Annotated in this window: 12 protein-coding genes, 1 tRNA gene and 3 pseudogenes; 10 read left to right on the top strand and 6 right to left on the bottom strand. The window is 68.7% G+C overall.

What is annotated here, in order from left to right:
- The first annotated feature begins 51 nt into the window (after positions 1-51).
- The 4 genes from JW613_RS36920 to JW613_RS28555 all read left to right on the top strand — a co-directional run bounded on the left by JW613_RS36920 (position 52) and on the right by JW613_RS28555 (position 1,881).
- On the top strand, positions 52-288 hold the full coding sequence (locus tag JW613_RS36920) for a hypothetical protein (protein ID WP_209213802.1): 237 nt from the start codon (positions 52-54) through the stop codon (positions 286-288).
- Positions 289-565: 277 nt separating this feature from the next.
- Positions 566-1,117: a tRNA adenosine deaminase-associated protein gene (locus JW613_RS28545; RefSeq protein ID WP_185017533.1), complete on the top strand. Its 552-nt coding sequence runs from the start codon at positions 566-568 to the stop codon at positions 1,115-1,117.
- Between the two features lie 31 nt (positions 1,118-1,148).
- Positions 1,149-1,784: a tRNA adenosine(34) deaminase TadA gene (gene tadA, locus JW613_RS28550; protein WP_209213763.1), complete on the top strand. Its 636-nt coding sequence runs from the start codon at positions 1,149-1,151 to the stop codon at positions 1,782-1,784.
- Between the two features lie 10 nt (positions 1,785-1,794).
- Positions 1,795-1,881: transfer RNA gene (locus JW613_RS28555), tRNA-Ser, on the top strand.
- 398 nt (positions 1,882-2,279) lie between these two features.
- Here JW613_RS28555 and JW613_RS37120 read toward each other — a convergent pair.
- A pseudogene (locus JW613_RS37120) lies at positions 2,280-2,495 on the bottom strand (tyrosine-type recombinase/integrase); the annotation flags it as partial.
- 7 nt (positions 2,496-2,502) lie between these two features.
- Here JW613_RS37120 and JW613_RS36925 point away from each other — a divergent pair.
- Positions 2,503-2,799, top strand: a complete 297-nt coding sequence (locus JW613_RS36925) for a transposase (RefSeq protein WP_504739763.1) — start codon at positions 2,503-2,505, stop codon at positions 2,797-2,799.
- Between the two features lie 39 nt (positions 2,800-2,838).
- A pseudogene (locus tag JW613_RS36930) lies at positions 2,839-3,294 on the top strand (IS5 family transposase); the annotation flags it as partial.
- A gap of 258 nt (positions 3,295-3,552) precedes the next feature.
- Here JW613_RS36930 and JW613_RS28565 read toward each other — a convergent pair.
- Both JW613_RS28565 and JW613_RS28570 read right to left on the bottom strand, forming a co-directional pair.
- Positions 3,553-5,712 (bottom strand): ATP-binding protein, encoded by a 2,160-nt coding sequence (locus JW613_RS28565; protein ID WP_209213764.1) that lies wholly within the window; start codon positions 5,710-5,712, stop codon positions 3,553-3,555.
- Between the two features lie 185 nt (positions 5,713-5,897).
- Entirely contained in the window at positions 5,898-6,659 is a 762-nt protein-coding gene (locus JW613_RS28570; RefSeq protein WP_209213765.1) for a GntR family transcriptional regulator, read from the bottom strand.
- A 735-nt stretch (positions 6,660-7,394) separates the two neighbouring features.
- Here JW613_RS28570 and JW613_RS28575 point away from each other — a divergent pair.
- Together JW613_RS28575 and JW613_RS28580 are read left to right on the top strand one after the other, a co-directional pair.
- Positions 7,395-7,670, top strand: a complete 276-nt coding sequence (locus tag JW613_RS28575) for a hypothetical protein (RefSeq protein WP_209213766.1) — start codon at positions 7,395-7,397, stop codon at positions 7,668-7,670.
- Between the two features lie 55 nt (positions 7,671-7,725).
- Entirely contained in the window at positions 7,726-8,085 is a 360-nt protein-coding gene (locus JW613_RS28580; RefSeq protein ID WP_209213767.1) for a hypothetical protein, read from the top strand.
- A 427-nt stretch (positions 8,086-8,512) separates the two neighbouring features.
- Here the strand turns inward: JW613_RS28580 and JW613_RS28585 are convergent, their stop codons facing one another.
- Both JW613_RS28585 and JW613_RS28590 read right to left on the bottom strand, forming a co-directional pair.
- Positions 8,513-9,034, bottom strand: coding sequence for a cupin domain-containing protein (locus tag JW613_RS28585; RefSeq protein WP_209213768.1), 522 nt, complete (start codon positions 9,032-9,034; stop codon positions 8,513-8,515).
- Positions 9,035-9,115: 81 nt separating this feature from the next.
- A complete protein-coding gene (locus JW613_RS28590) occupies positions 9,116-10,348 on the bottom strand; it encodes an MFS transporter (protein WP_209213769.1) in 1,233 nt (410 codons plus the stop codon).
- A 118-nt stretch (positions 10,349-10,466) separates the two neighbouring features.
- On the opposite strand from JW613_RS28590, the gene JW613_RS28595 reads away from it, so the two are divergent.
- Complete coding sequence (locus JW613_RS28595) at positions 10,467-10,979, top strand: MarR family winged helix-turn-helix transcriptional regulator (RefSeq protein WP_209213770.1); 513 nt, start codon at positions 10,467-10,469, stop codon at positions 10,977-10,979.
- A gap of 129 nt (positions 10,980-11,108) precedes the next feature.
- Here the strand turns inward: JW613_RS28595 and JW613_RS28600 are convergent, their stop codons facing one another.
- Positions 11,109-12,617: an MFS transporter gene (locus tag JW613_RS28600; RefSeq protein ID WP_209213771.1), complete on the bottom strand. Its 1,509-nt coding sequence runs from the start codon at positions 12,615-12,617 to the stop codon at positions 11,109-11,111.
- Positions 12,618-12,755: 138 nt separating this feature from the next.
- Between JW613_RS28600 and JW613_RS28605 the strand changes: the two are divergent.
- Positions 12,756-13,307 (top strand): annotated as a pseudogene (locus JW613_RS28605) (CGNR zinc finger domain-containing protein); the annotation flags it as partial.
- Between the last annotated feature and the right edge of the window lie 517 nt (positions 13,308-13,824).

Here is a 13,824-nt window from a genome sequence, read left to right on the forward strand (position 1 = left end):
CGCACGGGTCCGGGACCGGGCACGGGCCCGCGTCCGGGGCCGGGTCCGGACCTGCGTACGGATTCGCATGTCCGTACGGACCCCGATCGCCGCGCGGGCCCCGGCGCGGGCACGGACCGCCGCCCGGAGGGCGACCGCAGCGGGGACACCGAGCGGCTGCGCCGCCGCGCCCGCTTCCTGCGCGAGCTGAACGAGGCGAAAGAGCTGCGCGAGCGTGTCCACCCGCGCCGCTCACGGGCGGCCCGCAGGCGCCGGCAGGCGCTGCGGATGCGCACGTTCCGCTGGTGAGCCGCAGCCGCGGGAGCGGGCCGGAACGGGGCCGCTGCCAGGTCGCCGCCGCGCCGGGCGGCACCCCTTCCCCCACAGCTGTGAGTCGCAAGATGTCACAGTGAGTCGTCGCAGGCGAGCGCCCGGGTAAACGTTCGGGCAACAGTCGGGGAAACAGCGCGACGACGCACTGTCGAAGACCCTTCGCACGGCGCGGGTTTCTGCCACGATTCCGATGGGGCGGGGGCACGGTCCTCGTCAGCACTCGGGCACATCTTGAATCAGTGGGAGAGTCACGGTGTATTTCGCCGCGCTGCTCGCGCGCACCGAAGACGGGTGGGAAGCGAGCGACACAGAGCTGGACGATGTGGAAACCCTGGCCGACCTGGCCGACCTGGCCCGGGAGGCCACGACAGACGACGAGACGGTGCTGGTCTGCATCGAGCAGGACGGTGAGTGGTTCGGTGTCGTCCGCGTGGACGGCGAGGACGACCCGCGCGTGTTCGTCTCGGACGCGGCGGCAGCGATGCGCAGCTCGTACGGCGAGATACTGCTCTCGGACGAGCTGCTCGGCCGCCAGCCGGAAGACCCGTCGGCCCTCGACCAACTCGTGGACCTGGACGGTACGGAGGAAGGGGAACCGGAGGGCAGCGAGGACGACGACGGAGCGGCCGAACGCGCCGCGGCGACCGAGGCGGAGACCGCCCCCGCGGGGCCGCTGGGCGACGCGGAACTCCTCTCCGACCTCGGGATGGAAGAGAAGGTTCTGCTCTCGCTCTCTCCCGAGGACGCACTGAGCGAGGTCGCCGACGCGCTCGGCTGCACAGACGTACTGGAGGCCGTCCGCTGAGCCGGCACACCCCAGGCGCGACACTGTCACCATGACCCCCGCGCACGACGACCGGCCGACCGCCGCGTCCCCCGGCCCAGGTCCGGAGATCCCCCCGGACCTGGGCGCCCACCCCGAGGGCGGCCTCGAGGGCGACCCCGTACGCGCCCCCTGGCACGAGCCCATGCGGCTGGCTCTCGCGGAAGCCGCACAGGCGCCCGGGACGGGGGACGTGCCGGTCGGCGCCGTCGTCCTGGGGCCGGACGGCGCGGTGCTCGGCCGGGGCCACAACGCCCGTGAGGCGTACGGGGATCCGACGGCGCACGCCGAGGTACTCGCCCTGCGCGCCGCCGCCCACACCCTGGGCGGCGGCGACTGGCGACTGACGGGCTGCACCCTCGTCGTCACCCTGGAACCGTGCACGATGTGCGCGGGCGCCGCGGTACTCGCCCGGGTCGACCGCGTCGTCTACGGCGCGCCCGACGCCAAGGCCGGCGCCGCGGGCTCCCTCTGGGACGCCCTGCGCGACCGCCGCCTCAACCACCGCCCCGAGGTCGTCAACGGCGTACTGGCACGCGAGTGCGCCGCCCTCCTCACCGACTTCTTCCGCCCCACCGATCCCTCTCCCCCCACCCCCTCGGGCACCGACCCCGATACCGATTTCGATCCCGGGCCCTCCTTGAGCTAGAGTTCCTCTCGGTAGCGTGTCCGAGCGGCCGAAGGAGCTCGCCTCGAAAGCGAGTGAGGGGGCAACTCCTCCGTGGGTTCAAATCCCACCGCTACCGCTTGTGAGCAGGACGAACGAAGGGCCGGACCCCGCGCGGGGTCCGGCCCTTCGTCGTGGGGGTCTCTGTTTGGGTCTCATTCCACGTATGCGACACCCGGACGGGGACCGCTCAGCAGTGCGTTTCGTGCCGCTTCGCCGAAAACGTTGAGCGCTACGCCCGTAGCGGGCGCAAGTTCCTCGGCTCGCTCCCTAGCCTTCCTCATACGACCACGGCTGGCCCGCTGCCGCTAAAGACGGAGCCTCCGCTGTTCGGGCGTCTCCTCGCCGGGTCTCCCCAGATCCATTTGCAGGGAGCGGCGGCGCCACTCGATGACCGTATCGGCGTGATCACGGATCACAACCCGAAGCCCTTTGCGCCGCCGCAGAAACTTCGCGTCTCGTAGCAGTTCCCTCCCCTTCGTCGTAATCGACTCGGGTGGATGTACCGCGACCGGTCGGCGTGGCGAACAGCCATCCCTCGTCGTACCAGTCGGCTCCTGCCGACGCCCGTTCGGCGTCGTGCTTCACTCGGTGGGCGCTCAGCAACCCCACAAGCTGTGGAGACAGCCCTACGGCGCGTCGACCAGCCCGCAACTTGGTGTCAGCCGTCTCCGGGTTGGTCCGGCTGAGCTGGGCCTTCGTGCAGCCGCTGCTGCCCCGGTCCGGGCGGGGCAGCAGACGGCTGGACGACCGGATGATCCTCAACGGGATCGTGTGGAAGTTCAGGACTGGAACGGCCCGGCTGGAAGTGCACGAGCGGTACGGCTCCCGGGCCACGCTGCACACCCGCTTCCGCCGCTGGGCCAAAGACGGCACTCTCGAGCGGATGTTCCGGGCCGCTCTGCCCAGGGCCGATGCGGCCGGGGACATCGAGTGGCTGGTGTCGGTCGACTCCACGATCGTCCGGGCCGCACCAGCGCACGCGGCCGGAGCGTAGAAAGGGGCTCGACACCCGAAGACTCGGCCGGTCCAGAGGCGTCTGACCAGCAAGTTCCACCTGGCCCGTCACACTGTGGGTAGACCGCTCGCCTTCACCGTCACCGGCGGGAACATCATCGACTGCACGCAATTCACTGCCGTGATGAAGGGGTCCGGGTGCCCCGGGCCACGACAGGGGCGGCCCGGGACTCGCCCCGATCACGTCATCGGAGGCAAGGGCTACAGCTCCAAAGCCATACGCCGCTGGCTGCGGCGACGGAACATCCGGCACACCATCCCGGAACGGTCCGACCAGATCCGCAACCGGTTCCGCCGCGGCTGCCGTGGCTGCCGTCCGTCGGCCTTCGACAAGCAGGTCTACAAGCAGCGCAACATCCTCAAGCGGTGCTTCAACCGCCTCAAGCAGTGGCGCGGCATCGCCACCCGCTACGACAAGACCACCGAGTCCTACCAAGCAACCGTCACCCTCGCATCACTGCTGATGTGGGCGTGACATTGGACGACACCCCCAGTCCTTCCAGAGCTGACGGGGACTCACAGGGAACCGCACATTGATAGCTGTGCAGCGGGGGACCTCGCGAATACCGATCCCATGTCAGCTCATGGCTGGGCGCTGTGATCGATCGAAGATGCCCTTGCTGTACACCAGGTTCCGTGAACAGCGACAGGTTGCTTCTGCAGCACATACCCTCAGTGCTTCGTGGAGGCACTGCCAGCCTGTAGGTGCCTGTGCCCCTGATGGTTAAGAGCGCTAAGAAAGCTCCGCGATGCGCGCCTGAATACGTTGGGCGTCTGGGCCGCGGTGCTGTGATGCGTAGAGGTCGAAAGCTTGCTGCCAAGCGCGGCGGGCGTTGTCTGTGTCGTAGCCAGCCAGAGCGTGTCCAAGGTGGTCGAGTGCTTCTGCTTCCGCGGTGGTGTCGCCGAGCTCGGTGTAGAGAGTGATGGCCCGGCGGAAGTAGTCGGCCGCCGTGCGGGGTTCGCCTGTGTGGTGGTCGATGTAGCCCAGGCTGACAAGAGTTCTTGCTTCGCCGCTGCGGTCGTTGTTAGTGCAGCACCTAGTCAGAGCCTCGGTGCAGTGCTGGCGAGCTTGGTCGAAGCGGCCCAGCTTTGCGGTGTACCAGCCGACTTCGTTGAGTGCGTGGGAGCCGCTGAACTGGACGCCTAGCTCGTCGTAGAGCTCGAGGGCCTGCTGAGCGTGTCCGAGTGCCTGCTCATTGTTGCCCTGCTCTTCCATTGCTTTGGCGATGGCCCGGTGAGTGTGTGCCTGCCCCAGGCTGTCACCGTCCGCAACGGCTCCGGCAAGGCCCTCTTCGAGGTGACTCAGCGCTTCCTCGTGGCGGCCGAGCTGGGCGCATGCGCGCCCGAGATGGCGGTGCGAGCGAGTCCGCGTGGGAGGGTCGTTGAGGTACTTCGACGCGTCTGCGCCGGCCCGCCAGGCGATGAGGTTGTCGTGGAGGTGGCCTTGCCTGAGCTGGAAGGTTGTGAGGGTCCAGGCCAGCTGCCAGACCCGGGCATGCCATTCCCTCTCGGCGGCCATGTGCAGGACCGCCATCAAGTTGGCGCGTTCGACGCTGAACCACTCCCATGCGGCTGCGGCATCAGCGAGGGGTTGCGGCTGGCATCCGCTGGATTGCTCACCGAGTTCGATTGGCGCGTGGTGCGGAGCGATGAGTACGTCTGCGTCATGCGCGGTGCGAGCACAGAACTCGGCCATACGTTGCAGGGCCGCAGTGCATTCATCCTGCGGATGATCGGCGTGTGCTCGCTGAGCCGCGTACAGCCGGACGAGGTCGTGCATGCGGTAGCGGTCTGACCCTGGTTGCTCCACGAGGGAAGCACCCACCAGCGACCGCAGAACCCTGCGTACCCGGGCAACTGGCAGGCCCATGAGGCTGGCGGCGGCATGGAGGCTGAGGTCGGAGCCAGGGGCCAGCCCCACCAATCGGAAGACGGCAGCTTGCTCTGTAGTGAGGGCTTGGTACGACCACGAGAGCACTGTTTCCAGCCGCGTAGTCGGCGTGCCGGCGTCCAGCGCTTCCAGCCGGGTGGAAGCATCACGCAGCTCGGCAGCGAAATCAGCGAGCGGGGTCCGGGGCTCCAGACGTGCATGGCTGGCGACGATGCTCAGTGCGAGGGGCAGCCCCGCACACCAGGCAATCAGCTCCGTGACAGCAGCGGATTCAGCCGCCAGCCGTTCCTCGCCCAATCGACGGCTCAAGAGCGTCCGTGCCTCGGCCTCGCTGAGCGTGTTGACCGGGAGCATGTGGGCGCCGTGTGTCGCTGACAGGCCCGCCATCTGATCGCGGCTTGTCACCAGGACGGTGCACGTCGGACTCCCTGGGATGAGCGGCGCCACCTGATCACTGTCACGGGCGTTGTCCAGCACGATCAGCATCCGTCGCTGCGCTACCAGACTGCGGAACAGAGCGAGCTGGGAACTGGGTTCTGCTGGGATCTCTTTCTGATCCGCGATAAGCGCGTCAAGGAAGCCCCGCACTGCCTCGTGCGGAGCCACCGGTTGGTCACTGGGGTCGAAGCCGCGCAGATTGACGAAGAGCTGCCCGTCTGGGAACCGGTCGATGTGCTGGTGAGCCCAGTGCAGCGCCAGCCATGTCTTCCCTATGCCACCGGTACCGCCGATAGCGGAGATCACGACGGGCGAGCCCTCTTGCACATTGGCTTCAAGAGCGTTACTGAGCGACGCGAGTTCAGCCTGCCGTCCAATGAATGTGGGGGGCGCCGCGGGCAACTCCCGAGGAACTAGCGGGTCCCGACGCGTGGTGTGGATGTGAACGGCGTCAATGTTCCGAGCCTGCACCACAGGACCGTTAACTGTGCTGCCGCTGACACTGTTACGGGTCTCGGCTGCTCCTGTCCTGGCATCCAACGTGTCCTGTGGCAGCTCATTCATACGGACGAGTGTGCCATTCAGAGCTAGAAGCCCAGAGACACATCGCTGGGGCCCCGTTGGTTGTTCTGGCCGCTTCCGTTTGGTGAGACGGGTTTCAGGAGCCGGTCGCAACGGCACCGCCGGGGAGCGCGGTAAACGCAACTACCCGAGGTCGGGCGTAAGCCCTGGCCCTGCTCACCGCCGCATCATCCCTCGGAGCTGATCTGCACCTCATAGACGATCTCGGCATGGGCCGCTGGGACGATGATGTCGGCGGTCTCGACCGGGCGGCCGTCGTCTCTGTAGTAGGTGCGCTGGATGCGGGTGACCAGTGATCCACGTTGCAGGCCGAGGAGTTGGGCCTCTTCTGCTGTGGCGTGGCCGGGCTCAGGTTGTTCGACCGCGTGACTGATGTGGATCCCGATCGCGGCCATACGTTCCACGACACCACGGCCGGCATGCGGACCACCCTCGGGAAGCACAACGATCGTGCCGCCTGTCAGGGCGTAGGGCTCCCAACTGGTCGAGAGCTGCACCGGCTTGCTGTCCGACAGGAACTCGTATCGGGTACGGACGCAGAGGTCGCCCTCACCGATACCGAGGCGAGCCGCGATGTCCGGCGGAGCTGGCACCTTCGCGTCCGTGTGGTGCTCCCACGTGCCGTTCCGGCCGAGAGCGGCCATGTCTGCGCGGAATGGTGAACCGCCGCGGCGTTCGCGGCTGAGCGAGCGGACCATACGCATGCGCCGGCGAGGCTCCGCCACGTATGTGCCGGAGCCAGCGCGCCCCTCCAGCAGACCCTGAGAGATCAGAAGCTCCTGCGCTCTGCGGATGACGTTGTCGCCTACGCCGTACTCGGCGCCCAGCGTGGCGCGGGAAGGGAGCCGGTCGCCGGGTGACCAGTCGCCGTCAGCGATGCGCTGCCGGAACAGGTCGGCGATGCGGAGGTAGGGCGGCTGCTCAGGCATGTGGAAAATCTAGTCCACTAGCTCTAACCTAGTTAACTAGCTTTACTCCACGTGACCGACTCGTGGCGGAGGATCGTCATGCCTCAACCCGTTGTACGAGCGCGTTCGATCGCAGCTCGGCTCTCCGCCATCGGCCTCAAACCGCGCCTCAGGCGGGGCCACGCTGGCTTTCGAGTCGAAGTGACCCCGCCCGTTGGGCCCAGTGCTGCCCACTGGACGGCGCTCCTGGCCGCGTTGGAGCAAGGCGACCAGTTCGGGCTCCGCACCGACGGTGTTTCCACCGTCGCGTGGGCCCTCGTCCTCTCCGAGGATCCGGCCGCGCCGATTAAGCAAGGCCCGGATCCGCAGCCGTAAGGAGCTGCGTCGTGCGCCCCTACCTCCGAGCATTGCTCGCACTGCTACACCACCGTCCGAGCCGTCCCACACCACCCGCCCAGGTGGACGAAGGCGGGAAGCTCCCGGCTCGGCGCCGTCCCTGCGTCATCTCCCCAAGCAGTCGCTTCCACTGCCCGGACGCCTGGCGCCCGCTCCTCGTCCCGGCTACTGACGGCCCTCTCGTTCGGCCGTTCTTCCTCGCCCACGAAGCCCGCACCCTCCAGGGCGCTCGGCTCGTCGGTGGTGAACGCCCGTGAGCTATCGCTCCACGGAATGTCAGCTGGGTCGACACGGAGCCTGCCGCCATGCCCACGCTCGCAAAGGCCATCCCGGCGTGACGTTCGAAGCCTGCGACTGCGCGTGTCACCTTCAGCCCACGCGGATCCGAACCCCCGGGACAAGCCGCTCCAGGCCCGCTCCGCGCAACAGGTCGCAATCGAAGTAGGCGCCGGCGAACTGAAGACCGGCGACGTGATCCAGGTCGGTGGCCGTTCGATGGCCGTGGCGGACCTTCGGCACATCACTGGCGGTGCGAAGCGCATCGGTTTCCAGAGCGGCGATGCCCTCACCATCACGCCCAGCACGACGCTGGTCGTCTTCCGCACAGTAGAAGGGTGGAAGGACTCCACATGCTGATCTACGACCGCGACGCCGTGCCCACGCCTTCGTCGCCGGAGTTGCGTCTTCTCCCATGGGCCACGAATCGGGGAAGCCCTGCTACCTGAACGGCAACCCCGGGTCTCCCCTCTCTCTGTACGCCGATGCAGTGGAAGACGCCCACCTCATCAACGGTGACCGTGCCCTCAAGCGTGCCGTCCAGCTTCTCGACGCGATCGCCGCCTCGGATGACTCAAAGCAAGAGGGCGGAGAGGCGGACAGTGCCGTCCAGGCGCTCCGGGACACCGTGACCGCCCTCAGCAACGCGCTCAGGATCGCTGACAGCCGCGGAGCCCGGTTGATGGACGAGGATGGCGATGCTCCCTGCCCTCAACACGTTGAGAGGGAGCACGAGGGCAGCGGCCCCCTTCTACCAGCCGAAGCCTTCAGCTGAGCGAGCGTCAGCGTCGCCCGTGCAGGGTCTCAGTTCGGGTCTCATTCACGGCCGTACGGCGCCGTTCGTCGAGGCCCACCACCGCCGTTCCGCGCAGTCCACGAACGCCGCCGAACGATCGCGTACGCCCCCCTCACCACCCCGAACAGACCTCGAAAGCGAGTGAGGGGGCAACTCCTCCGTGGGTTCAAATCCCACCGCTACCGCTCTTGAGCAGGAACGATGGAGGGCCGGACCCCGCGCGGGGTCCGGCCCTTCGTGCTGCCTATCGGCGTCCCGGCCCTGTCGCACCCGGTCCGGCCTCTCAGGGTGGGCCGGTCAGTGAGAGGGCCGTTGCTTGTACGGCAGTGTCATCCGGGTGTCCCGGCCGCTCGCGTGGTTCCCCTCTTCTGTGAACGGGCGGCACTAAACCGGGTCGTGGGGGCGGTCACGCGGAACTCTCCAGGGCAGCACGCCAGGCGGGGCTGTCGACATAGTGGTTGTCGAAGTGTTCCGACGACTCGGCGATCTCCTTCGGGTCCGCCTCGCCACGCATCACCCGGCCGAGCAGGCGCAGGTAGTCGAACCTACCCATGCCGGGGGTGAAGACGAACAGGACATCCGCTTCGCACCCCGGGGCGGCCGCGAAGGCGTGCGGGGTGTGGGGCGGCACCGCGAGGAAGTCGCCTTCCCTCAGGATGGTGACTTCCTCGCCCACCAGAACCTGCAGAGCCCCGCTGATCACGAAGAACAGCTCCGACGCCCGGGTGTGGAAGTGGGCCGGGGCTCCTGTCCCGCCCCGCGCGAAGGTGGATCGGTAGCTGGTGAAGCCTCCTGCGGGGCTGTCCGCATCGGCAAGAAGAGTGATCACACTGCTCGGGTCGGCGCAGGTCTCGGCTTCGGCATGGCGGGTCAGCAGAGCCGCGGGCGGAGTGTTGGTCGCGGACATGGTGGGTGTCTCCTCGTTCATGATGACGCTCCTGGTATCGCGAGTGGTCTTTTGGTCTTTGGTGTGCGTGTGCGCAGTTGGGGTCGGGTCGTGGCCGGGCGTTCAACCGCCCAGCGTGATCAGGGCCGCTATCGCCGGGCCGAAGGCGCCGCCCAGCTGGTAGCAGAGGGTGAAGAGGCCGATCGCTGTGGCGCGCTGGGTGGTCGGCGCGGCCTGGGTGGCCACTACCGCGAGCGTCGCCTGGCCCGCGCTCGCCGCGAACGAGGCCAGCGTCGCGACCAGCAGGAGCAGCGGCGCCCAGGGCGTCAGAACGGCGGTGAGCGGCGCCAGCGCTCCGGCCGTGAGCAGAATCGTCAGTACGCGCGGGCGGCTCATCCGGGCCGAGGCCGCGGCCAGCACCATGGAGAGCGCCGAACCCGCGAGGAGGGCGGCCAGCTGGCCGGTGCCGATCGTGGAGGCCGACCAGCCGGTGCGGTCGTCCAGCAGTTGCGGAACGGCGAAGAGCAACGTGAAGTACGACGTCGCGAGGACGCACGCGAGCAGGGCGGAGAGGACGAACGTCCGGGTGCGCAGCAGCGAGGACGGGACGAAGCCCGTGGGTTCGGATCGGACGTGCAGGGCCAGCAGCGCGGTCACCACCATGGAGGCGGTCACCGCCGGGAGCGGGTAGAGCGGGACGAAGATCAGGGCCGTTGCCAGCGCAGCCAGCAGGGCGGCACCCCGGCCGTCGAAGGGGGTGCTCTGCTGCGGCGCGGGTGGGACGGCTCGACGCATGACCGCCGGAAGGGCGAACAGCGCGACCGCTCCGACGGCGAGGGATGCCCGCCAGGAGACGAGGTCGGCGATCACCGAGCCGAGCAGCGGCCCTGCCGCGCCCAGCGTTCCGAAGCCCGCCGTGATCACCCCCATCCGGCGGACCGAGACCGCCAGGCTCATCGCCGCAGTGATCAGGCCCGCGCCGCCCATCGCCTGGGCCGCCCGGCCTGCCATGGCCAGCGGCAGCCAGGGCGCCATGGCGACGATCGCGGTGCCGGCCGCGACCAGGATCGCGCTCAGCCGGAGTGCGCTGTGCAGCCCACGACGACGCAGCAGGCCCGCCATCAGCGGGGTGCTGACAGCCAGGGCCCAGGCGAAGACCGTGACGAGCCAGGTTGCCGAGGCCGTACGGATGCCGAGGGAACCGGCCATGTCCGAAAGGATCAGGACCGGGCCGTTCGCACTCGCGGCAACCGGAGTGGCCAGCAACGCCAGCCATGCGGCAGGAACTTGGCGCGGTGGCTGCACGGCAGCGACGGAAGGTGTCTGCGCAGCGGGGTGAAGGGCGAGCTGGGCCATCGAGGGACTCCAAGTAGTTCAACCTTGACAATCTCAACGTTGAGATAACACCAGACCGACTCTCTCAACGTCAAGTGCTTTAACGTTGAGAAGACACACGTTGAGGGGAGTGGAAGAGATGAGCGATGTCGTGGACGCGATCATCAGCCAGTGGGTCAAGGAGCGCCCCGAGGTCCAGGAGGACCTCTGGCCGGTAGAACTCCTCGCGCGGGTCCAGCGGCTGGCCCGTGTGATCGACAAGACCGCCAGGGCCACGGCCGCCGCGCACGGAGTGGAGCACGGCGAGTTCGACGTACTCACCACACTCCAGCGCTCCGGGCCTCCCTACACCCTCACCGCCGGGTCCCTGCTCAAGGCATCCATGGTGACCTCCGGCGCCATCACCAACCGCATCGACAAGATGGAGGCCAAGGGCCTGGTCGAGCGGGTGCGCGAAGGTGACGACCGGCGCAGCGTCAAGATCTGCCTCACCGAGTACGGACACGAGGTCACCCGGGCCGCCTTCGCCGACCACCTGGCGAACTACGCGCAACTGCTCGACGGCGTGGACCGCGACCTGGTCGAGAAGACGGCCGAGGGCCTCCGGCAGGTGCTGGAAACCCTCGGTGACACCGCCACCACCGTCGAGTGACGGCTCGGGGCCGAAGCCGCCGGGCCTCGGTCGCGCCGGAAGTATCAAGCCCCGCACGGGGTACGGCCTGCCCTTCGCCGTAGGGGCCCTTCGGTGGTCGGCGCCCGGGGCCGCCTCCGGTCTGCGGTCCTACGCGCGCTTCTCGGCGAAAGCCTGCGCCAACGTCGAGCGCGTCAGGACTCGGAGGAACGGCAGGACCGTGAGGGCAACCGACGCGGCGAAGGCCGCGAACGCGAGACGGATGCCCAGCCATTCGGCCAGCAGGCCCATGACGCCGGCGCCGATGGGCATGGCGCCCCAGCTGAAGAGACGGCTCACGGCGTTGTAGCGGCCGAGCATGCTGTCGGGCACGAGGTGCTGCCCGATGGTGCGGGAGTTGACCGTCCACAGCGTGCCGCCCATGCCGCCGACGAAGGCAGCGGCAGCGATGGCCCGGACGTCGGTGGTCAGCGCCGGTACGGCCATCATCGCGAAGGTACCGATCAGGTCGGCGAACATCACCCGGCGACGGCCGAAGAGCCGGTTGCCCCAGGAGACGGCGAGAGCACCGACCAGCCCTCCGATGCCCAAGGCGCTCAGGATCGCTCCGTACTCCGCCGAACTCACCCCAATGACGTCGGTGGCGTAGAGCGGCATGAGTGCCAGCCAGGCGCCCCAACAGGCACACAGGACGGTCAGAATCAGGGCCATGGTGCGCAGCAGCACATGCCGCCACAGATAGCGCAGTCCTCCGACGATCTGCTTGTTGACGCTCTCGGGACCGCTCTCTGGACCGCTCTCGGAGCCGCTGTCGGGGCCGCTGTCGGGGCCGCTGTCGGGGCCGCCCTCGGGTGTGTTGCCGGGAGCGCCGCGCCTTTGTGTGCTCCCTCGCGCGGCCGTTTCCGCGCTGTCCCGTGCGGCACGGAAGCGGCCGACGAGCAGCAGCAGAAGGAACGAGGCGGCCAGGTACGACACCCAGGTCACGCCCAGGGCGACCCCGGCGCCGGCTGCAAGGAGGAGCCCTCCGACGAACGGGCCGCAGAACTCGTTGCAGACCGTTTCCGCACCGGCGATCCACGCGTTCGCCCGCTCCCGGCCCTCCGGCGGTGTCAGGGCCGGGATCAGTGCCGAGGCCGCGGTCAGCGCGACCACTTCGGCGACGCCCAGTACCGCGCCGACGGTACAGAGCACCGCGATGCCGACGCTGTCGGTCGCCGCGGCCTGGATCAGCGCGCCAAGGGCCAGTAGCCGCAGGCCGTCCGCCGCCCACAGCAGGCGGCGGCGGTCCACCCGGTCGACCAGGACCCCGACATGGAGGGCAGCCAGCAGCCAGGGCAGGGACAGAGTCAGCGACACCGCCGAGACCTGGGCCGGGGAGCCGGAGGCCCGGGTGGCGAGAAGCGGTAGCGCGATCTTGGTGACGCCGTCTGCGAGGTTGGTGATCGCGGTGAAGACCAGGAGGACGGCGGTGTTCCGTGTGCCGTACCGCGCGGCCGACGCCGCGACCGGTTCGGCGTCAGCCTCTGCGGCGGACTCCGCGTCGGACTCCGCGGCGGAGTCCGCGGCGGAAGCCGCGACAGGCTCCGCAGGAGGTTCGGGCTCCGCCGTGGGCCCCGCTGTCGTCGGCGGTGCCACCGTTCCGAGCGCCTGGTCACTCATCGGCTCCCCTAACCCTCTATTGCGCTTTGCCGGTTACGTCGAACGGGAGTCTGGCACAGGAGGGGCGATTCTTCTACCGGTAAAACCGTTAGCCGGTTAGCTGGGTGTAGGCTGGCGCCCTTCACAGGAGGTGCCCCTATGCGCGAAGCGCCGGCTTCGGCCCAGCTGATCGAAGCCTTCGCCAACACCGTCGACGTGGAGCTCGGCACCGACGAGCTGGAGACGCCGAGCGGACTGGCCGCCTGGCTCGTCGCTCACGGACTGCTCGACCGCGACCGCCGGATCGACCCCGACGACCACACCCTCTGCCTGCGGCTGCGTACCGGCATCCGGGAGGAACTGGGGATCAACGTCGGCGACACCGCCGACGCCGCGCTCCTCGCCAGAGCCGACGAGGCGTTGCGCGAGCTGCCCGTGCTCATCTCGGTCCGGGGCGGAGGAGGACAGGACTCGCGCGACGGCGTCCTCTCCCCCGCCCCCGACTTGCCGCCGATCAGGAAGGCCCTCGCCCACCTCGCAATCGCCTGGAGCGAACTGACCCTCGCCGGGGAGGCCGGCCGGCTCAAGCGCTGTGCGGAACACTCCTGCGCCTGGGTGTTCTGGGACGTGTCCAAGAACCGCAGTCGCCGCTGGTGCTCGATGCGGGTGTGCGGCAACCGGGCCAAGGCCCGTCGACACACCGCGAAGCAGGCGTCGGCCACCACGCGAAGTGCGCCAACACAGCGTGCCGAGACCCCGGAGCGCCCCGCAGCCGCCGAGCAGACCACGAGCCCCGAGCGGACCCCGGGCCCTGAGCAGACCGCGAGCCCCGAGCGGACCGCTTCCGCGCACCAGGAGGCTCCCCCGGCGAGCCGTGCCCCCAGGAGCTGAGGTCGACGCAATCGCGAAGAGGAAGCATTTCCTGTGGCCCGTCGGCCTGTGGCCTGTCGGCAATACCGTGCCTGCCCGGACCCGCACCGGAACCTGTCCCAAGCCCCTGTCCGAGCACGCTGTTCGGCCGACCGGCTGGATGAAAAGAGGCAGCGAAGTCAGGCAAAACAATAGCGAAACAATAACCGCGTTTTTCTCCGGGATGCGCTTGCGCGTTGCTGTATCGTCATCTCAACCTCCCATTTGAGAGGGGGTGAGGAGAATGGCCGGTGCGGGCTGCAAGTCTGAGCCGGCGAGGACGACGTTGCAGCGATTCGCAGATCTCGCGCGAGCAATC

The sequence above is a fragment of the Streptomyces smyrnaeus genome (genome assembly GCF_017676345.1).
Taxonomy (GTDB): Bacteria; Actinomycetota; Actinomycetes; order Streptomycetales; family Streptomycetaceae; genus Streptomyces; species Streptomyces smyrnaeus.